Annotated in this window: 19 protein-coding genes and 7 tRNA genes; 1 reads left to right on the top strand and 25 read right to left on the bottom strand. The window is 32.1% G+C overall.

The genetic code is table 11. The annotated features are described in order from the left end of the window. Positions 1–75: 75 nt before the first annotated feature. The 22 genes from lysS to CLMAG_RS00635 form a co-directional block, all read right to left on the bottom strand. Positions 76–1,584 (bottom strand): lysine--tRNA ligase, encoded by a 1,509-nt coding sequence (lysS, locus tag CLMAG_RS00740; RefSeq protein WP_066616562.1) that lies wholly within the window; start codon positions 1,582–1,584, stop codon positions 76–78. 15 nt (positions 1,585–1,599) lie between these two features. After that, complete coding sequence (greA, locus tag CLMAG_RS00735; protein ID WP_066616559.1) at positions 1,600–2,079, bottom strand: transcription elongation factor GreA; 480 nt, start codon at positions 2,077–2,079, stop codon at positions 1,600–1,602. A gap of 170 nt (positions 2,080–2,249) precedes the next feature. Beyond that, entirely contained in the window at positions 2,250–3,077 is an 828-nt protein-coding gene (locus CLMAG_RS00730) for a Rossmann-fold NAD(P)-binding domain-containing protein (RefSeq protein ID WP_066616557.1), read from the bottom strand. A 70-nt stretch (positions 3,078–3,147) separates the two neighbouring features. After that, a complete protein-coding gene (gene dusB, locus CLMAG_RS00725) occupies positions 3,148–4,125 on the bottom strand; it encodes a tRNA dihydrouridine synthase DusB (protein WP_066616555.1) in 978 nt (325 codons plus the stop codon). Beyond that, complete coding sequence (locus tag CLMAG_RS00720) at positions 4,125–4,913, bottom strand: type III pantothenate kinase (protein ID WP_066616553.1); 789 nt, start codon at positions 4,911–4,913, stop codon at positions 4,125–4,127. The genes dusB and CLMAG_RS00720 overlap by 1 nt, the downstream gene beginning before the upstream one ends. A gap of 156 nt (positions 4,914–5,069) precedes the next feature. Beyond that, positions 5,070–5,456 (bottom strand): thioesterase family protein, encoded by a 387-nt coding sequence (locus CLMAG_RS00715; protein WP_066616551.1) that lies wholly within the window; start codon positions 5,454–5,456, stop codon positions 5,070–5,072. Between the two features lie 147 nt (positions 5,457–5,603). Beyond that, positions 5,604–7,406 (bottom strand): ATP-dependent zinc metalloprotease FtsH, encoded by a 1,803-nt coding sequence (gene ftsH / locus CLMAG_RS00710; RefSeq protein WP_066616549.1) that lies wholly within the window; start codon positions 7,404–7,406, stop codon positions 5,604–5,606. A gap of 81 nt (positions 7,407–7,487) precedes the next feature. Continuing rightward, positions 7,488–8,033, bottom strand: coding sequence for a hypoxanthine phosphoribosyltransferase (gene hpt / locus CLMAG_RS00705; RefSeq protein WP_066616546.1), 546 nt, complete (start codon positions 8,031–8,033; stop codon positions 7,488–7,490). Between the two features lies 1 nt (position 8,034). Next, on the bottom strand, positions 8,035–9,423 hold the full coding sequence (gene tilS, locus CLMAG_RS00700) for a tRNA lysidine(34) synthetase TilS (protein ID WP_066616544.1): 1,389 nt from the start codon (positions 9,421–9,423) through the stop codon (positions 8,035–8,037). 303 nt (positions 9,424–9,726) lie between these two features. Further along, positions 9,727–12,114 carry a stage II sporulation protein E gene (spoIIE, locus tag CLMAG_RS00695; RefSeq protein WP_066616541.1) on the bottom strand — a complete coding sequence of 796 codons (2,388 nt, stop codon included), beginning with the start codon at positions 12,112–12,114 and terminating at the stop codon, positions 9,727–9,729. 312 nt (positions 12,115–12,426) lie between these two features. Then, a tRNA-Met gene (locus CLMAG_RS00690) sits at positions 12,427–12,503 on the bottom strand. A 12-nt stretch (positions 12,504–12,515) separates the two neighbouring features. Continuing rightward, positions 12,516–12,591: transfer RNA gene (locus tag CLMAG_RS00685), tRNA-Met, on the bottom strand. A 27-nt stretch (positions 12,592–12,618) separates the two neighbouring features. Beyond that, a tRNA-Met gene (locus CLMAG_RS00680) sits at positions 12,619–12,694 on the bottom strand. A gap of 4 nt (positions 12,695–12,698) precedes the next feature. Next, positions 12,699–12,787 (bottom strand) — tRNA-Leu (locus tag CLMAG_RS00675). 24 nt (positions 12,788–12,811) lie between these two features. Next, a tRNA-Met gene (locus CLMAG_RS00670) sits at positions 12,812–12,888 on the bottom strand. 12 nt (positions 12,889–12,900) lie between these two features. After that, a tRNA-Met gene (locus CLMAG_RS31435) sits at positions 12,901–12,976 on the bottom strand. Positions 12,977–12,980: 4 nt separating this feature from the next. Continuing rightward, positions 12,981–13,069: transfer RNA gene (locus CLMAG_RS00660), tRNA-Leu, on the bottom strand. 158 nt (positions 13,070–13,227) lie between these two features. Beyond that, complete coding sequence (locus tag CLMAG_RS00655; protein ID WP_066616539.1) at positions 13,228–13,638, bottom strand: S1 domain-containing RNA-binding protein; 411 nt, start codon at positions 13,636–13,638, stop codon at positions 13,228–13,230. A gap of 63 nt (positions 13,639–13,701) precedes the next feature. After that, complete coding sequence (locus tag CLMAG_RS00650) at positions 13,702–13,974, bottom strand: FtsB family cell division protein (RefSeq protein ID WP_066616527.1); 273 nt, start codon at positions 13,972–13,974, stop codon at positions 13,702–13,704. A gap of 82 nt (positions 13,975–14,056) precedes the next feature. After that, positions 14,057–14,467: a spore cortex biosynthesis protein YabQ gene (yabQ, locus tag CLMAG_RS00645; RefSeq protein WP_066616525.1), complete on the bottom strand. Its 411-nt coding sequence runs from the start codon at positions 14,465–14,467 to the stop codon at positions 14,057–14,059. Positions 14,468–14,475: 8 nt separating this feature from the next. Next, entirely contained in the window at positions 14,476–14,766 is a 291-nt protein-coding gene (gene yabP, locus CLMAG_RS00640; RefSeq protein ID WP_066616523.1) for a sporulation protein YabP, read from the bottom strand. A 153-nt stretch (positions 14,767–14,919) separates the two neighbouring features. After that, on the bottom strand, positions 14,920–15,180 hold the full coding sequence (locus CLMAG_RS00635; protein ID WP_066616517.1) for an RNA-binding S4 domain-containing protein: 261 nt from the start codon (positions 15,178–15,180) through the stop codon (positions 14,920–14,922). A 451-nt stretch (positions 15,181–15,631) separates the two neighbouring features. Between CLMAG_RS00635 and CLMAG_RS00630 the strand changes: the two genes are divergently transcribed. Beyond that, positions 15,632–16,906, top strand: a complete 1,275-nt coding sequence (locus CLMAG_RS00630; protein WP_066616512.1) for an IS110 family RNA-guided transposase — start codon at positions 15,632–15,634, stop codon at positions 16,904–16,906. A 209-nt stretch (positions 16,907–17,115) separates the two neighbouring features. On the opposite strand, the gene CLMAG_RS00625 is transcribed toward CLMAG_RS00630, so the two are convergent. The 3 genes from CLMAG_RS00625 to CLMAG_RS00615 are packed head-to-tail and all read right to left on the bottom strand — an operon-like array spanning position 17,116 to position 20,498. Next, positions 17,116–17,442 (bottom strand): HU family DNA-binding protein, encoded by a 327-nt coding sequence (locus CLMAG_RS00625; RefSeq protein WP_161486943.1) that lies wholly within the window; start codon positions 17,440–17,442, stop codon positions 17,116–17,118. Between the two features lie 60 nt (positions 17,443–17,502). Continuing rightward, entirely contained in the window at positions 17,503–18,948 is a 1,446-nt protein-coding gene (gene yabN, locus CLMAG_RS00620) for a bifunctional methyltransferase/pyrophosphohydrolase YabN (RefSeq protein WP_066616503.1), read from the bottom strand. Continuing rightward, positions 18,948–20,498 (bottom strand): putative polysaccharide biosynthesis protein, encoded by a 1,551-nt coding sequence (locus CLMAG_RS00615; protein WP_066616498.1) that lies wholly within the window; start codon positions 20,496–20,498, stop codon positions 18,948–18,950. Before CLMAG_RS00615 ends, yabN begins: the two co-directional genes overlap by 1 nt. Between the last annotated feature and the right edge of the window lie 31 nt (positions 20,499–20,529).

Below are 20,529 nucleotides of genomic sequence, written 5' to 3'. Positions count from 1 at the left end.
TTGAACTATTATAGGAAGAAGTAGTCTAATAAAAATAAACTAGCAGAAAAACAGTCTTTCTGCTAGTTAAAATTATTATTGTTGATTTGGTTTCATTGTTGGGAATAATATAACATCTCTTATAGATGCAGCGTCCGTTAAAAACATTATTAATCTATCTACACCTATACCAAGTCCACCTGTAGGAGGCATACCTATTTCTAATGAATTAATGAAATCATCATCCATCATGTAAGCCTCATCATCTCCGAGCTCTCTTTCCTTAAGCTGTTGAATAAATCTGTCTTTTTGAACTATAGGATCATTTAGCTCTGAATAAGCATTACATAGTTCTCTACCAAATACGAATCCTTCAAATCTTTCAGTAAAGCCAGGATTTCCTCTCTTTTTCTTAGTAAGAGGTGATATTTCTACCGGATAATCGATTATAAAAGTAGGCTGAATTAATTTACTTTCGCCAAACTCTTCAAATAGCATATTTAAAATCTCACCTTTTGTACAATCCTTTAATTCCTTTTTGAACTTAAGATGTTTTGCTTTTGCTATTTCTCTTGCTTCTTCATCAGTCCTTATTTCATTAAAGTCTACACCAGCATATTCTTTTACAGCGTCAACCATTGTAACTCTTCTCCATGGTGGTGCAAAATTTATTTCTGTACCTTGGTACATTACCTTAGTAGTACCAAGAACCTTCTCACATACATAAGCTATCATATTTTCTGTAATTTCCATCATATCATTATAATCTGCAAAAGCTTCGTATAATTCTATCATAGTAAATTCAGGATTATGTCTTACACTTATTCCTTCATTTCTAAAATTTTTACCTATTTCATATACTTTTTCAAATCCACCGACTATAAGTCTCTTTAGATAAAGTTCTGTAGCTATTCTTAAATACATATCTATATCTAAAGCATTGTGGTGAGTATCAAACGGTCTAGCTGCAGCTCCACCTGCTATCGGTGAAAGTACTGGAGTTTCAACTTCTAAATAATCTTTGTTATCTAAAAATTCTCTTATAGCTTTAATTATAGCTGTTCTTTTCATAAATGTATCTCTAACATCTTGGTTCATTATTAGATCCACATATCTTTGTCTATATCTTAAGTCAGGGTCTTTTAATCCATGCCACTTTTCTGGAAGTGGCTTTAATGATTTTGCTGTAAGCTCAAAATCTGTAATATGTATAGATATTTCTCCTGTCTTAGTTTTAAATACCTTACCTGTTACAGATAAAATATCTCCTATATCAAAGGATTTATATTCTTTTAATCTTTCTTCGCCTACATCATTTATTTTTATATAAAGTTGTATCTTTCCATATCTGTCATGCAAATCTGAGAATCCAGCCTTACCTTGAACTCTTTTTGACATAAGTCTTCCTGCTACAGTTACTTCTTTGTCTTCTAACTGTTCATAGTTATCTTTTATTTGTTTTGATGTGTGAGTTCTCTCAACTTTATAAACATCAAAAGGATCCTTTCCTTCATTTTGCAGATTAAAGAACTTCTCTCTTCTTATCTTTATAAGTTCATTATAATCTTCCTCTAGTTCATTTAAATTTTTTTCTTCATTAGACATTTAAAACCCTCCAATTTATCTTCTTATACCTAGTATTTCATACTTACTGACTCCATCTGGTACTTGTATTTCTAGTATATCACCTATTTTTTTACCTACAAGGCCTCTTCCAACTGGTGATTCGTTAGATATCCTGTTATTTAGAGGATCTGCTTCTGCTGATCCTACAATTACATAGTCCACTTCTTCATCAAAATCATAATCTTTCACTGTCACAATAGCTCCCACGCTTACAATATCTGTAGGTATTTCACTATCATCTATAACACTAGCATTTTTAAGCATATTTTCAAGTTGAACTATTCTTCCCTCTACAAATGCTTGTTCATTTTTAGCATCATCATATTCTGAGTTTTCGCTCAAATCCCCAAAAGAAAGTGCAACTTTAATTTTCTCTGTTATTTCTTTTCTTTTAACAGTTTTTAAATATTCTAACTCATCTTCTAATTTCTTTATACCCTCATAAGTCATTATATGTTTTTTTGATTCACTCATTTTATTCTCCCCTTTAAATAATTTATCAAAAAACTTTCTATGTCAATATTTAAATCCTCTTAAATATAGCTAATATTATCTTAACAATCATTTAAGTAATTATAAAACAGCCTTATCTTAATGTCAACATTTTCAAACCTAATTCGAATCTGATCAACCTATTTGCTGACTTAGTCTAAAATTAGTGTGTTATCATTAAATTTTATGTCATCTAAAAATATGCCATTATATTTCAGTGATTTTTCTACATCCGTTCCATCCATCTGGCACAATATTGATCCTAGAAGTTCAGGTGACATATTAATACCATCTAACATCCACGGCACATTATATGTTACATCATTTATAATAGTGTTGTTTTCCCTTATTGGAATATACCTATTATTTAAATACCAAACTACAGCATTGTTATTTAAATCAATTGCCCTCGAAGTTACAATAAGATCTGCAGCTCTTAATGCATACTCTATATCTGAGGTTATTATAGGGGTTACACCATAGTTTGCAATAACATACTGAGATATTCTATTGATCTTTATTATATTCTTAGACAGCAAGACTACATATTTAGCTTCTTTTGCCATAAAACAAATTATATTAAAATTTATATCATCTGCTCCATCATAGATAACTATGCAGCTGTCTCGAATACTTTTATGTCTAGTTCTCAATATAAGCTTTGAACTTCCGGTTATACTAAAAGCCATTAGATCTTTTTGAAAATCATTAAAAAAGCCATAATCAAATTCTCTATAGGTTTTTATTGCTAGTTCTGTATCTTTATTTTTAACTTTTCTCCTCGCAATCCCCAAGTTATTACAATACGCTTTTTTATTTAAATTAGGAGGAAGTTTTAATTTATAAATGTTTAAATTCAGTTCTTTTATAAAACTTTCTCCTAAAAAAGAAATCTTAAATCTATCTTTTATTCTCCCCATTAAAGTATTATCTTCATAAAAATCCTTTATACTAGAGTTAACATACACTATAGGTTTCATCAAGATTTCCTTTTATAAATTGCTTACGTTATTATTGTATTCTATCTTTTCTCTAAAAATTACATACAGTTTATTGATATGTATTATTTAAATATTCTTTATAGTCATGTAAAATTTTAATTGCATTTTCACTTTCTTTTTCATAGTTAATTTTATCTTTTATCTCTTTGTTCGCACTTAACCCTTTGATATACCAGCCTATATTTTTTCTCATTTCTCTTAAAGCTATACTTTCACCACTATAATAAATAGCTCTTTCGTAATGCTTTATACATAAATCAATTCTTTCTTCTGGTGTTGGATAAGTCACCTGTTCATCACTTAGCTTTTGTTTTATTTGTCTAAATATCCAGGGATTACCCATAGCACCTCTACCTATCATTATTCCATCACATCCTGAAATTTCAAAAAGGCGAACAGCATCCTCACAAGTAACTATATCTCCATTTCCTATAACAGGAATGCTAACAGCCTCCTTAATCAGTCTTATTATATCCCAATCAGCTTTACCATGATACATCTGTTCACGAGTTCTTCCATGAATTGTTATAGCATCAACTCCTGCCTGCTCTAATTCCTTTGCAAATTCTACTGCATTAATGCTATTTGAATCAAAGCCTTTTCTAAACTTTGCAGTTATAGGTTTTACTGACGCTTTCTTCACTTCCTTTACTATTTCTGCGGCTAACTTAGGACTTTTCATTAGAGCTGACCCTTCTCCATTTTTAACTATTTTAGGCGCAGGACATCCCATATTAATATCCACAATACATATATCTTTATCATAATTGAATAAATCGCAGGACTTAGCCATTACAAAAGGATCATTACCAAATATTTGGACTGCTACTGGGCTTTCCTCTTTGGAAATAGCCAACATGTCTTTTGTATTTTTACTTCCATGAAATAACGCCTTTGCACTTACCATCTCAGTATAAACAAGCCCACATCCCATCTCTTTGCACAGTCCTCTAAAAGCTATGTCAGTAACGCCTGCCATAGGAGCTAAAAACACATTGTTTTTGAACTCTAAATCCCTTATTTTCATTACAACACCTGCTCTTTATTTTTTTCATAAATTATTCTAAGACCCTTTAATGTCAATATAGGATCTATTTTATCAACAAATCTAGATTCTTCACTAATAAGTTTCGCTAGTCCTCCTGTCGCAATAATTGTAGGCTCCTGCTCTCCAAGTTCCATTAGTTCTTTTCTCATTTTATTAACTATGTAATCTACTTGACCTATGTATCCATAGACTATCCCCGCTTGCATACTTGAAACAGTATTTTTGCATATAACTGCCGCCGGCTTTATAAGTTCAATTCTTGGCAACTTAGCAGCTCTCTCAAATAGAGCTTCAGAGGATATTTTAATTCCCGGGGAAATAGTACCTCCTAAGTAATCCCCTCTAGAAGTTACTGCGCAGAAAGTTGTTGCTGTACCAAAATCTATAATAATGAGAGATCCTTTATAAAGTTCATGAGCTGCAACAGCGTTAACTATTCTGTCTGCACCAACCTCTTTAGGATTATCATACTTTATATTTATTCCTGTTTTCACTCCTGGCCCTACTACTATAGGGTTAACCTCAAAGTACTTTTTTATCATATGTTCTAATGAATACATGATATTAGGTACTACTGAAGAAATTATAACCCCTTCTACATCTGCAGGATCTAACTTATCTTGTAAAAATAATTGTATTACCTGTATTCCATATTCATCTGCTGTTCTTTTTGAATCTGTTGATAGCCTCCAACTTGCAATAAGTTCCTCACTTTCATAAACTCCTAACACAATATTTGTATTTCCTACATCTATAACTAAAATCACTCAACACACCGCCTTCCTTAAAACATAAATCATTTATAATTTATATTACATAATTATAGGGCAGCTTTAAGGCTGCCCTATAGTATACCCATATTATTATCAATTTAATTTTATCAATTTAATTCTGTTTGTCAAGATAAGGTCCTTCTATGTAAGTTATAATTGTATCTTTTTCATAAACTCTTCGCTATTTACTATGTATCTAGTATGATTTCCTTCTCCGATTTTTCCTGTTTCGTCCCATGCTTGAACCTTAAAAAAAAGCTTTTTATCTTCAACTTTTATTAAATGAGCTTCACATCTTATTTTCATCCCAACAGTTGAAGCCTTAATATGCTTTATATTTAGATCTATCCCAACGGTAGTATAGCCAAAAGGAAGGTGTAAATCTACACTGCTTTTTGATGTATTTTCCATAAGCGCTATCATAGCCGGTGTAGCTAGTACTCTTAAATTTCCCGAACCTAGCTTGATTGCTGTATCATTTTCGGTTACATATATTTCCATGGCCGCTGTCATGCCTTCTCTTACATTAAACTCCATATAATCATCTCATTTCACTTAAATTTTAATTTAAAAAAATTTGATCTAGACATACATTTTAATTATATCATTTTTATGAAATTTTTAACATATATTTCACAAAATAAAAATAGAGGCAATTTTGCCTCTATTCATTGTACATAACTATTATGCTTGATTAAATATTTCTTCAAATTCATTCGCTTCAAGTTTTTCTTTTTCAAGAAGAGCTTTCGCTACTGCATGAAGCTTTGTTAAATTGTCAGAAAGAAGTGTTTCTGCCTCTTTATAGCCTTCATCAATAAACTTCCTTATTTCTTTATCAATTTCAAAAGCAACTTCCTCACTGAAGTTTCTACCTTTACCTAAATCTCTCCCTAAGAAGACTTCATCATGCCCTGATCCAAAGGCTATCGGACCTAGGCCACTCATTCCATAATCCATAACCATTTTTCTTGCAATAGTTGTTGCTCTATCTATATCATTCTTAGCTCCAGTACTTATGTCTCCTATTATAAGTTTTTCAGCAACTCTTCCTCCAAGAAGTCCAACTATTTCATCCTCTAGTTTAGTCTTAGACATATATGCAGTATCCTTTTCTGGAAGATGCATTGTATATCCTCCTGCCATCCCTCTTGGTATGATACTTATTTGATGAACAGGATCTGCAGTAGGCAGCAATTTCATAACTACAGCGTGACCAGCTTCGTGATACGCAGTAAGTCTTCTATCTTCTTCTGCAATAACTCTGCTTTTCTTTTCAGGTCCCGCTATTACTCTAGTTACGGCTTCTTCAAGCTCTTCCATTCCTATTAAATTCTTACTCTTTCTAACTGCTAAAAGTGCAGATTCATTCATTAAGTTTTCAAGATCAGCCCCCGTAAATCCTGGAGTTCTTTTTGCAAGGATATTCATCTTAACTTCTTCTGCTAAAGGTTTATTTTTTGAATGAACTTTAAGAATTTCTTCTCTTCCTTTAACATCTGGAGCTCCAACCAATATTTGCCTATCAAATCTTCCCGGTCTTAAAAGCGCTGGATCTAATATATCTGGCCTATTAGTTGCCGCTATCATTATTATCCCTTCATTAGCTCCAAACCCATCCATTTCAACTAGCAACTGATTTAAAGTTTGCTCCCTTTCATCATGACCACCGCCAAGTCCCGCTCCTCTTTGCCTTCCTACAGCATCTATTTCATCTATAAATATAATACACGGAGAATTCTTCTTTGCTTGATCAAATAAGTCTCTAACTCTGGAAGCACCAACACCAACAAACATCTCAACAAAGTCTGAACCTGATATGCTGAAAAAAGGAACTCCAGCTTCTCCCGCTATAGCTTTAGCAAGAAGAGTCTTACCTGTTCCAGGTGGCCCTACAAGTAGAACTCCTTTCGGGATTCTAGCCCCCATCTCAATATATCTCTTTGGTTGTTTTAAGAAATCTACTATCTCTGCTAATTCAGCTTTTTCTTCATCAGCTCCCGCAACATCCTCAAAAGTAACCTTTTTCTTATCCGGCGTCGCCATTTTAGCCCTACTTTTACCAAAATTCATAACATTTCGGTTTCCACCGCCGCCTTGAGATTGCTGCATAAACATAAACCAAAATGCTACAAGCATAAGTATTAAAAGTACTGTAGGTAAGTATTGTATCCACATAGGAACTGTTGCAGGCTTAACATAAACCTCCTGAACATCTCCGTTCTTTGGATGATCTCCTATAAATTGAAACAATCTTTCAGATGGAACCACTGTTTCATACCGTGTACCATCCTTTAGAGTACCATCTATAGTCATCTTATCTTCCCTTACCTGAAAACTTTTTATATTGTTATCTATCCAATATTTTTGGAATTGATTAAAACTAATAGCTGTTGAACTTTCGTTAGTTCTTACAAGCATTAAAGCTGCAAGTATTACTAATACAAATACTATAACCCAGGCCGTTGCACTTGAAAATTTTTTCATTACAGGCCCCCCTCTCTTTCTAGTTTTATATTGTAAAATTGTATCATAAGGAAAATTCCTTTACAATAAATTTACCATTAATTATTTATAAACTTCCTCCTTCAAAATACCTATATAAGGTAAATTTCTATACTTTTCTGCATAATCTAATCCATATCCAACCAAAAACTCATCGGGAACCCCAAAACCTATGTATTTAGCACTTATTTCAACCTTCCTACCTTCTGGTTTATTTAAAAGTGCTGCTATTTCTATACTTTCTGCACCTCTTCCCCTTAAATAATCTGTTAAGTAAGATAACGTTATTCCTGAATCTATTATGTCTTCCACTATTAATACGTGTTTGTTTTCTATTTCAAAGTCCAAATCCTTCAGTATCCTAACAACTCCAGATGTTTTTGAAGAATTCCCATAGCTTGATACTGCCATAAAATCCATAATACAAGGAATTGTTATTTCCTTTAATAAGTCAGCCATAAAAGGAACCGACCCCTTTAATATTCCTACAAGTAGTAAATCCTTATCTTTATAATCTCTACTAATTTGTTCCCCTATTTCTCTAATCTTTTCTCTTAGTTGGTCTTCTGAAAACAATACCTCTTTAACATCTTCTCTCATGCTGCTCATACTAAAATTCCTCTCTTTCAATTTTTACTTCTAAAATATTTTTAGTATTTTCATCAACTTTAAAAATTTCACTTACTCTATATCCGGTAATCCAAGCTATACTTGCGCCAAAACAAATAAGAGGAATCTCATTTCTTTCTTCCTTAGGTATCTTTAAGTCTATAAATAAATCTTTTAATTTTTTACTTCCACTCATACCTAAAGGCGTAAATCTATCTCCATCTCTTCTAAACCTTAGAGTTATATCTCCTTTTATTTTATCGTAATCAAAGTATTTAATCCACTTATTATGTTTGAAATCTGTTTTTTCTTCCATGTTAATTACTCTAATACTGACTTTTATATTAGCATCTTCAATTACATTTACCCCATTACATAATATATATTCTTCAGATCTTGCTTTTATATTTTGTTTTTTATCTCTAGTAATAACTATGTCACCGTAGTTATTTATACTGTATACATTGCCTGGAAGATTTAATTCTTTACCTGTAGAACATCTTTGTATGCGTATTATATCGTAAATATGAATCCTTTCGAAGTTATATAGGTTTCCCACTAGATTCTGAATAGCTAATCTTATAATTCTTGTGATTATTGATTGATGTTCCCAAAAAGCTTCCTTAGATATTATAACCTTTTCCTCATTAGTGTCACAATATTTTTTATATTTTTCTTTAGAAATTGCTTCTATATAATCATTATCTATCTTTATAGTATCAGATAATCTATTTAAACCCTGTATAATATCCTTATTAAAATTCTCCTGTATATAAGGTATTAACTGTAGTCTCACCTTGTTCCTAGAATATATAGCTTCTAAATTTGTTTTATCTATTCTAGGATTAAGTTTATTTTCTAAACAATATTGCTCTATCTCATCTCTGGTGCAATTTATTAAGGGTCTTACAAAAATATCATCTCTTACCGGTCTTATTCCAATTAGGCCATCCATCCCCGTTCCTCTCATAATTCTCATAAGAATTGTTTCAGCTTGATCATTAGCATTGTGTGCAATTGCTACTTTTTGAGCAGAAAATCTCTTCACTAATTCCTTAAAAAATTCATATCTGACTTCTCTACCTGCACTTTCAGAAGACATATTTCTAAGCCTAGATATTTCATTTATGTCTACTTTTTTACTTCTAAATTCTATGTTTAAATCTTTACAAACCTTTCCCACATATTCTTCATCCTTATCCGATTCTATTCCTCTTAACCCATGATTTATGTGAGCTACATAAAGACTTATATGTAATTCTTCTTTCAGCTTATATAATACATGTAAAAGCGCTATAGAATCCGGACCTCCAGAAACAGCAACTATTACCCTGTCTCCTTTATGAAACATATTATTCTCTATTATGGTTTTTAACGCACTGTCTATCAAATCAAACACTTCCTAAAGTAGTTTATTTTAGCAACAATATAATACATTATTATATCATAATTATATCGGTTATGTAGAGTTAATACTATGACAATTTACTATTATACACAAAACATAACATAAGAATCTACAAAATTAAATACACATATAAAAAGAAATTCAAATCAGATGGGATTTTAAATCCCATCTGATTCTTGCTTGAAGGAATCTAGAGACGTACTTACTTATAAAGTACGATTTAGAGAAGCTTGAAGTATTAGATAGGGTAATCATCAGGAATGCATATTTAATTTTTGTTTTAAGCTAATATAAGCTATATACCTTTTCCACCACTACAGTCATATCATCCTTTACCTTACCTCCACTCAATTCTTTGGCCTTTTTTATAATGTCTTCACATAATTCTTTTGCATCATTATGTTTTGAATTCTTCAGAAATTCCACAATCCAATCAACTTTACCAGCCTCTTCACTTTCATAATCTAAAACTCCATCACTTAACATTATTATAAAATCTCCATTTTTAATTTTCTTTTTTGTTATATCAATATCAGGATTATCCAAAATACCTATAGGTAAAGTTTTAGAGTTTATTACCTCAACATCTTCTCCTCTCTTTATAAAACTAGCGACCGCACCCACTTTCATGAAATCTATTTCTCCTTCATATAAATCTATACTGCTTAAATCTAAAGTAGAGAATTTTTCATCTTGAGAGAACTTAATTGTCATTATAGAGTTCACCGTATTTATAGCTGTAAGTTTATTAAAGCCTGCCTTGGCAAAGTTTTCGATAAGCTCTACTGCAGCACTACTTTCTCGATCAGCTTGAGGACCTGACCCCATTCCATCACTAATAATTGTCATATAAGTTCCATCTGATAACTTACTAAAACTATAACTGTCTCCATTACACTTTTCGCCTTCTTTACAACTTCCACCTACATAAGTAGCCACATGATACTTAGGTGTTTCTTCAAAGGTTACATTGCAGCATTTCATTAAAGTGTCTATGTTACAACCTTCATCACTTACACACATGCACTTCCCTGTTGTCTTGTTAATCAAAGGCAAAATCTCCTTTATACATAATTGTTTGCCACCGCAAGCTTCCATAGATAACTTTATTACAAGTCTATTATTTTTATTGTTAAAACAAAATACATCTCTATATTGTATATTATTTTTATTCAGTATTCTCCTTATATTGTTTTCTACATCAGCATTAAAATTTATATCCATATTAAACTCTTCTACTATTTCTGATATAGAGTTACCCATATTATTTATTTGTTGTGATAAAAGTTCTCTACATTCACTTAATCTGTTTCTCCACATTTCATTGATTATATGATTATTAACAATTTCCTCTGTAATTTTATTAAGAGCATACCTTTTTGTGCATTTTCGTTCAAGTTCCTTTGGTATGTCCTTTTTCTTTTCTTGATAGTTCTGTATTAGCTCACCAAATGCGCTATAAGTATAAAAGCTTTCTCTCTTCCAACACATTGACTGCATATCACAATTTGAACAAACTCTGTCCGCAAGATTTTCTATTAAAGCACTGCTTTTGTTTTTCATAGTAAGTTTGTCATTATCCGCTAGCTTTCCTAGTGTTTCTGACATATTTTTAAGAACACTGGTAAAACTGTTTAACTTATCTACTAATATTTCTTTAATCTTTTCCGCATAGTTTTCCCTAAGATGCTCTTGTTTTTTCTGCCAGTCTAATTCTAATTCTAACTTTCTATAGATTTTTTGGGGTACTACAACAAATACCATACAACTTATAATTACTTCTATAACCTTAAACTGAACTCCTATATCCGAATACATCTTTAATACTGCAAAAGCTACCAAATACGATATACCGCTCATTATTTTTCCAGTTTCTTTAAATATTCCAGATACAAGTCCACATAACCCATATACCCCCACAAATATAATCATATCATTTGAGGTTATCCCTATTATGGTTCCCATAGCTATACCCGACGCTGCACCAGCAGAACTTCCCTTAACATACCCAACCACAAGTACAAATGCTAGTGCTATGATGTTTCTTATCGAGACTCCATAAATGCTTGTCCCCCAAGTACCAGCGATAACCAAAGAGACTGTTATAGCCATACTAATTACTTCCTCACTGCTATATAAATGTCTAGTTTTTAATTCTTTAAAGCATATTATAGAATAATTAATAATAAAATATAATGGGAAGATACATGTAACTTCAAAAAAAGAATTTACAAAAGCTACTCCTATCGAAACGTTAACAATTAATAACTTATAGAACAAAATCTCCAAAAAAACTGTAGCGAATACTAATAGCAATCTCTTCTTTTTCTCTATATTCTTTACTACGTAAGTTACTATTATCAATGTACCAGTTACTACAAAATACATTGGCAAATACCTTACATTATTGTAAAGAGAAATATAACCTAAAAGGGTACCACACCCTGCTACTAATGGTACTTTTCCTTCTTCACAAGATATTACAGCAATTAAGAAGGCTACTCCAAATGGAGCCATAAGATTTACCATAAGCACTCTCCCCACAAGAAGCCCTGCTAAGAAGTAAGTGACCATCATAAATAACATTGGTAAATCTTCAAACCTCTGCTTTTCCTCTTCTGTCTTTATTTCTTTTACTCTTTGGTACGGAAATAGTTCCACCCCATATTGCATTACATACCACCCACCTTATAGAATTCTTTCTCTATTATAGCAAGCGTATTTGGAAATAAATGTCATAAGGTGATATGAATATTTATTTTTTTTAGGACATTTAGTTCTAAGTTTTTTGCTTAACATTTCTTTTAGACAATTAAGGTTAAAAAAAGTAAATCTCATTACTTTCAATGTCACATAATAGGTATTGTTATTAAATTTCAACATCATACTATATATATCTTCTTAATCAGCTTAAATTTTGAATTTTAATGTATTTCTCAAGATAAAAAAATAACTTGTGATAAAATCACAAGTTATTCATATATATGGTAGCGGAAATAGGACTTGAACCTACGACACTTCGGGTATGAACCGAATGCTCTAGCCAGCTGAGCTATTCCGCCATATTATTAAATTGGTTGCGGAGGCAGGACTTGAACCTACGACCTTCGGGTTATGAGCCCGACGAGCTACCAACTGCTCCACCCCGCGATATTGTTTGTTACTAATTTGTTAAATTGGTTGCGGAAGTAGGACTTGAACCTACGACCTTCGGGTTATGAGCCCGACGAGCTACCAACTGCTCCATCCCGCGATATTGGTGCTGAAGACCGGAATCGAACCGGTACGGGTTTTAAAGCCCGCAGGATTTTAAGTCCTGTGCGTCTGCCAGTTCCGCCACTCCAGCATTTGGCAATAAATAAGGTTTATATGGTAGCGGAAATAGGACTTGAACCTACGACACTTCGGGTATGAACCGAATGCTCTAGCCAGCTGAGCTATTCCGCCACGTTATTAAATTGGTTGCGGAGGCAGGACTTGAACCTACGACCTTCGGGTTATGAGCCCGACGAGCTACCAACTGCTCCACCCCGCGATATTGGTGCTGAAGACCGGAATCGAACCGGTACGGGTTTTAAAGCCCGCAGGATTTTAAGTCCTGTGCGTCTGCCAGTTCCGCCACTCCAGCATTTGTTTTAAAGTTGTCTAACCTGACAACATAATCAATTATATATCATGATTTTGCAACTGTCAACTACTTTTTAAAACTTTTTTATTTTAAAAGGTATATTGCTAGTAGAATCAAAGAAATAATATAAAAGAGGCTAAGATTAGCCTCTCTATATTCTAATAACCTGAAGTTCTTTTATATCCTCTACCTCTAGATTCCTGATGTTTTTTCAGATCTTGAAACCTTTCTTCACTATCCTTCAGAAATTTAGACAATCTGTCTTCGAAATTTCCTTGAGGTTGCTTACCCTTTTCTTTTTGCCAATCAATTTCTACTGGTTTTACAGTTTTTCTTTCTGGCATTGCTTGTTTTATAGATAAGCTTATTTTACCATTTTCATCTACTGAAATCACTTTAACTTTTACTTTGTCTTTTTCTTTTAAATGATCTCTTATGTTTTTTACATAAGTATCTGATACCTCTGATATGTGAACTAAACCTGTTTTACCATCAATATCTACAAAAGCTCCAAAACTAGTAATGTTAACTACTGTACCCTCTAGTATGCTTCCTGCCTTTAAGGTCATATTAAAAAGACTCCTCCTTAATAAAAATAATGTTTATATAAATTTAAAATTACAAACTAGATATTAATTTTTAGTATCTATTACAGGAGTCTCACCTTGTTTAGTAAGACCTAATCTTTCTCTAGCTAGTTTCTCTATATACATATCTGTTTTAGACATCTTAACTTCATCCTGTAATTTCTTATTTTTTTCTTTAAGGTTTTGCTCTTCTATTTTTTTATTAGCAATGTCATCTTTTATTTTATGCATAGTAATCTGTTGGTTTATAAATATATAACAAACATAACATAGTAGAAAAGCAAATATAATGTTTTTTCCTTTAATCTTTTTCTTCATGTATAATCACCATTTTCCTCTAGGCGAATATATTTATTAATACCATATTTATATTTTAATTTGATTTTCAATTTTCTTCAAGTTATTTTTTATAATTTCCTTTATTTTTTCTTTTAAAAGTATAAATTATAAACTGAAAAGGGTATAATATCCAGTTTTTAGCCACTCTCGCGATTTTTCCTAGGAACTTTAGAATCTTATATTGAGAACTTATATAAAATTTACTAAATACTCTTATATACAAATACACACCTATAGCGATACACATGTATACATACATACCTATGTAAGCATAATTTTCATATACTAGGAATGCAAATACCACTATTGCTGTAAAAACCCAAAATAGTGTATCTTCTATAAATACTATAACTTTATTGACATTACTAAATCCCCTTATTAATCTATATGAATCAAATAACACTCCTGTTATTATCCCTGCAGTTATACTAAATACTACCAACCAGAATTGTTGACTTATTGAAATAACCATAGTAACCTCTACTTAAATAATTTTGATATTAAACTTTGTTTTTGTTTTTTTATTTCATTGTTAGTATATGTGCAAGAATTTATAGTGCCAATTATAATCACATCTCCATTCTGTACATCTAATTTATTCATCTTAAGACCAACACCCTTGATATTTAGAGCTCCTAAATTAGTATTAAGTACAATTTGTTCTTCATTGAAGCTTACTACTTCAATGACTCCATTTAATATTAACTTTTTTCTGCTTTCAAGACTTAGTGTACTTTTCTTTTCATCTATCTTTATTTCTTTTTTCTCCATAACATCCCCTCCACTTGTAATTAATATATGCTAGAAGTTATATTGATATTACAAAAGGAAAGCCTAGTTTATAATTTATCCTGATACTAACGAGTCCAATACAAAAATTTAGTCTCTAGCCAATATGGCTAGAGACTTATGTAATTCCTTTATTTACTCTTTATCTTCTTCCCCTGAAATAATATCGTACATTCCTTGAGCATTTTCTTTCGTTACGTGCTCAGCTATATTTATAATTTTAGCCTTTAAAGATTTGCTAGCATATTGAATCTCTATTATATCTCCTTCTCTAACATCAGTACCCGGCTTTGCTACCTTGCCATTTATGCTAACTCTGCCTCCTTCACATGCTTCCTTTGCTACAGTTCTTCTTTTTATTATCCTTGATACCTTAAGATATTTGTCTAATCTCATAATAAATCCTCCTCGTATAATAAGTTTATAGCAGTTATTTACTGCCTATAAACTTATTTATTTTTTATATTTTGTATAGATTAAGAAAGCATCTCAATTTTTCTAGTGGGGATTCTCCCAATTCAGTATTGCTGATTCTTATACTTTCCGATCTATACTGTTTTAACCTACTATTTATTAAAGGATTTTCTAATGCTAAAATAGTCATAACGGAACTTTAGCGAAGGTTACTGCTGTATTCCTCCTGCAAAACACATTGTGTTATTGCCTGTAAAGCTTGCAGCCTGACCAAAGTATCATATTCTGCTTACACAAATGTTGCATCTCCTTTCGCAGCCACCAGCAAGGTTTTGCGTCTGGATGAATGCTAATTACGCGAGGTTGCAGTTAGTACTTTGGATTAGGATAATCCTTTCTAATTTCCTCATTATTTTTGAAAGGTGGTGATTTCATGAAGAAATTAGATTACTTATCAACTCTATTTGTTGGTATCGATATTGGTGCGAGACAAAATGTTGTCTCTGCTATTAATTTTGAACAGGAATTCTTGATTAAGATGAAACCTGTTCCTAATACGCAATTTGGTGCAGAGCAACTTGAATCCATGCTTGTTAAGGTTTTAGAAAACAATACTTTTAAAGCTGTTATAATCGGCTTAGAATCTACTTCCTTTTATGGAGTACATATAGCCAATTTTTTATCTGCTAGTGAAAAACTTATGACTTACAAACCTTATGTTTACTGCTTGAATCCTAAGGAAGTTGCTAACTACAAAGAATCCTTTAATTCTCTTGATAAAAATGATGGCATTGACTCTTTTGTTATTGCTGACTTTGCAAGAGTTGGCAGAATTCATATTGAACCTTGGCGTGGTTCTCAATATCTTGCTCTGCAAAGACTTACAAGGCACAGACTTCATATTGTTGAATGCTTAACTAGAGAAAAAACTTACATGTTATCCAATGTATTTCTTAAGTTCAGCGAATTTGCATTATTACAGGGAGAAGATCATCCTTTTTCTAATAAATACGGTGCTACCGCATCTTCAATACTTACTGAATTTCTATCTTCCGAAGATATTGCAAATACATCAATTGAAGAACTTGTTGACTTCGTCAATAGAAAAAGTCGGAAAAGGATTTCTAATCCTCAGATGACTGCTGAAATTTTGCAGCAAGCTGCACGTAATTCATACCGTCTTGATAAATGTTTGTATGAGCCATTAACAACCTCTATTGCTTGTTCTTTCAACTGTATTCAGGCTTTTGATAAAGAACTTAAAGGTATTAACAAAGCCATTGAAAAAGCTGTTATGGGAATGAATCCTGTGGAATACAAAATATTAATGTCTATTCCTGGTTTTGGCCCTGTTTACTCCAGTGGCATTCTTGCTGAATTAGGAAGTGTGCATGCATTTCCTAGTAATGATGCTATTGCTAAATACGCTGGCATCGTGTGGAAAGAAAATCAATCTGGAGGTTTTAAAGCTGAAAATACACCTATGAACAAAGCTGGTAACCGTTATTTACGCTATTATCTCATAGAAGCTGCAGGAAGTGTTGTTTGCCATATTCCTGAATATCAAGAGTTCTATCAGAAGAAATTTGCTGAAGTAACTACACATCAGCACAAACGAGCACTCGCGCTAACATCTCGTAAACTTATTCGTATGATTTTTGGATTGCTGGCTAAAAATCAGCTCTACTCTTCAAATAGAGTAGATTAATCTATATAAATTATACGAACATACTTTCTCATTGGACTGTATGTTTATTAAGGTTACCCATTTTTAAAGAAATCATTTGATTTTCTTTTCATTTTGTTCTTGACATATTACCAAATTGCTTATGAAGCGAAACTTTACCAATTTAAGCCTTCAAAAACAATCAATTAAAACAAAAAACCTAGATTTACACCCAGGTTTTTTGAAAATAATTACTTATTTACTTTATCTTTAAATTCTTTACCAGCTTTAAATACTGGAACTGTTGATTCTGGTATAGTTATTTCTTCTTTTGTTCTTGGATTTCTTCCTACTCTTGCAGCTCTTTTTCTAGTCTCAAATGTTCCAAATCCAACTAATTGAACCTTATCTCCCTTTTCAAGTGTTTCTTCAACACTTTCTATAAACGCCTTTAAAACTGCTTCTGCATCTTTTTTAGTTAACTTTGATTTTTCTGATATACTTGCGATTAATTCTGACTTATTCACCTTTTTTACCTCCTTAATATTGTGTATGCTTACACAGTAGCATACTAGCATATTCTGCACTTTTTGAGAAAATCCTTCTTTTTTTATGTTTTTTGCATCCAAAAACTAAAATTATTTATTTTTAGCTTCCTCCCAAAGTTTATCCATTTGATCTAGAGTCATATTTTCCATATTAACTCCTTTGGATTTACCACTTTCTTCTATGTATGCAAAACGCTTTATAAATTTCTCTATAGTATAATTTAATGCAAATTCAGGGTCAATGTCAAGGAATCTTGCAACATTTACGGAAGCAAATATCAAATCTCCTATTTCTTCTAATATTTTTGCCCTATTTTTTCCTTTATATACATTCTTTACTTCATAATATTCTTCTAAAACTTTATCTAATGCACATTCAACTTTGTGCCAGTCAAACCCAACTTTAGCAGCTTTTTTCTGTACCTTCTCTGCTCTCATTAATGCAGGTAAGTTTTTTGGTACGTGTTTAAGTTCATCAGTATAGCTATTTAAACCTTGTTCTACTTTCTTTATTTTATCCCAATTTACTAATACTTCCTCAGATGTGTCAGCATTTGTTGTTCCAAACACATGAGGATGCCTAGCTATCATCTTATTACAAACTCCCCTTATTACATCATTTATGTTAAAGAAGCCTTCTTCCTCTCCAATCTGAGCATGAAAAACTATCTGTAATAGTACATCCCCTAACTCTTCTGTAATCTTATCTTCATCCTTGTCATCTATAGCCTCTAAAACCTCATAACTCTCCTCTATAAGATATTTTTTCAAACTTTCATGTGTCTGCTCCTTATCCCAAGGACATCCATTTTCAGATCTTAATTTGCCCATTATTTCTAACAAATCGTAAAAATCTTTTATTCCATCTAAATCCTTAGGAACATATAGGGATGTCAAATAATCTATGTCTTCCTGTCTGTCTAGTTCAAATAAAGGTATCTTTCTAATACTCTCCATTCCCTTAACTCCTGCTGCCCTTACAAAATATATTTCTGTATCATCCTTATAGTATTCCATTAGCGCAAGTTTAACCTCTGATGCAATAAATTTATCATATACTTGGGTTATTATAGTTCCTACCCTTTTATCTAACACCTGACTTTTTATATCAAAAGCATCTATTATCTTAATTCCTTCTATAGGGTCTATTTTTAAACTTTCCATTACCGCGTCCACAAAGCTTACTGCCGTCACTATTTCAGTTTTTATGGCATTTTCTTCACAAAGCTTAAGCAATATTGTTACAGACTTTTCCGCAACCAAAGGATGCCCTGGCACCGCATAAACTATATCATCAAATTTCCTTTGCTTATCAATTAAGTCCCTTGCAATTGAATTATAAACTTCATCAAAACTTTCCGACTGATCGTAAATATTATCATAAGTTTCAAACTCTATTTTACAACTCTCTAAATATGCCACTGTAGGATGCTTTTCCGTTCTTAAATAAATTTTTGATGCATTCTTCAATACTTCTAGCGTTCCCAAAGTAAGCGCTTCCTTTGCTCCTGGACCTAATCCAACTATTTTAATCATTAGTATCCTCTCCTTTTTCTTTTAAGAAATCTATCTTTTATATAGCTATACTTAAATATTCCAAATAGAATAACAAGCACAGAATATAGAACTATTCCTAGTAATATAGCTAAAAGACATGCAATTCTGCTGCTCATGCTATAATTATAGACATTCATGTAAGTGATTACAACCAATATTGTCATTATAAGTGCAGCGAATAATGGTTTTACCATAACATCAAATAGCTTTATTTTAACTTTTAGTTTTCTCCTTAATAATGCCATATTTAAAGCTGATGCTATGATATATCCTGCAATACTACCTATAACCGCTCCATAGATATTAACATTACTGATTGGTACCATTATCATTGTTATAACTATCTTTATTATGCACCCAATGGCTAGATTAATAACAGGTATTATATATTGTCCCACCCCTTGAAGAATAGATGTTGAAGTTTGAGCAATAATTATAAAAGGAATTGATATCGCTGAGTACTGCAAAATCTTAAATCCATCAGATTGACCAGGAAATATCAAATTTAAAATAGGATAGGCAAGACTAAACAGCCCTAAAAAAGACGGTATACCAATAACCATTGAAAGCCTAAGTGCTAAATCCACTTTATTTATTACTTCTAACTTTCTATTTAATATATATGCCTCAGCAATTATAGGTACTAAAGAAGCACATAAAGCTGCTGATAAAGTAAGAGGTACATTTATTAATATAAAAGCCTTACCAGTAAGTTGTCCATATAATATTGTGGCCTCTTTGTATGTGAACCCTGCTTCTAATAGTTTTTGTGGCACTACTGCAGAATCTATAACACTCATTATACTACTTACCGCTGCTCCTAAAGAAACTGGAACAGCAATGTATAGCAGCTTACTTAATACTGATAAGTTATCCTTAACTTCTCTTATCTTAAATTCTTTTCTCACCTTTGCATATTTTATAATCAAATATACGCCTCCAAAAATGCCCCCTGCTGCTGCACCAAGAGCTGCTCCACCAGCCGCATATTCAATTCCTCTAGGTAAGAGTATGTATGCAAGTCCAACACCTACTACCACTCTTCCGATTTGTTCTATTACTTGTGAAACTGCAGTATAATTCATATTTTGAAGTCCTTGAAAAAATCCTCTATAAGCACTCATTATTGATATAAATATAGGTGCAAAAGCAATAGCTATCAATGAAAAATATGATTTAACATCCCATTTTAAAAAGTCTATGATTGGTCTTGAAAAAATAAGAAGTGCAGCAGTAAAACCTGTACCCATTATGATCATTAGGAGCATAGCCTTTCTAAGAACTAGTATTACACCTTCATCATCATTTACAGCATTTCTTTCAGAAACCATTTTAGATATAGCTACAGGTATTCCCGAAGCTGCTGCCACAAAAAACATGTAAAGTGGAAATGACATTTGATAGTATCCTATACCTTCATCTCCAATAAGCATTTGTAATGGCCACCTAAAAAATAGTCCTAAGAACTTGGACAAAATCCCAGCAACCCCTAGGATAAATGTCCCTTTAATAAGTGATTGTTTTTTCATAAAAATACCCCCGAATCACTATGGTGCCCAG

The organism is Clostridium magnum DSM 2767 (assembly GCF_001623875.1).
In the GTDB taxonomy this organism is placed as follows: domain Bacteria; phylum Bacillota; class Clostridia; order Clostridiales; family Clostridiaceae; genus Clostridium_AM; species Clostridium_AM magnum.
This window is presented reverse-complemented; position numbering and strand designations above follow the sequence as displayed.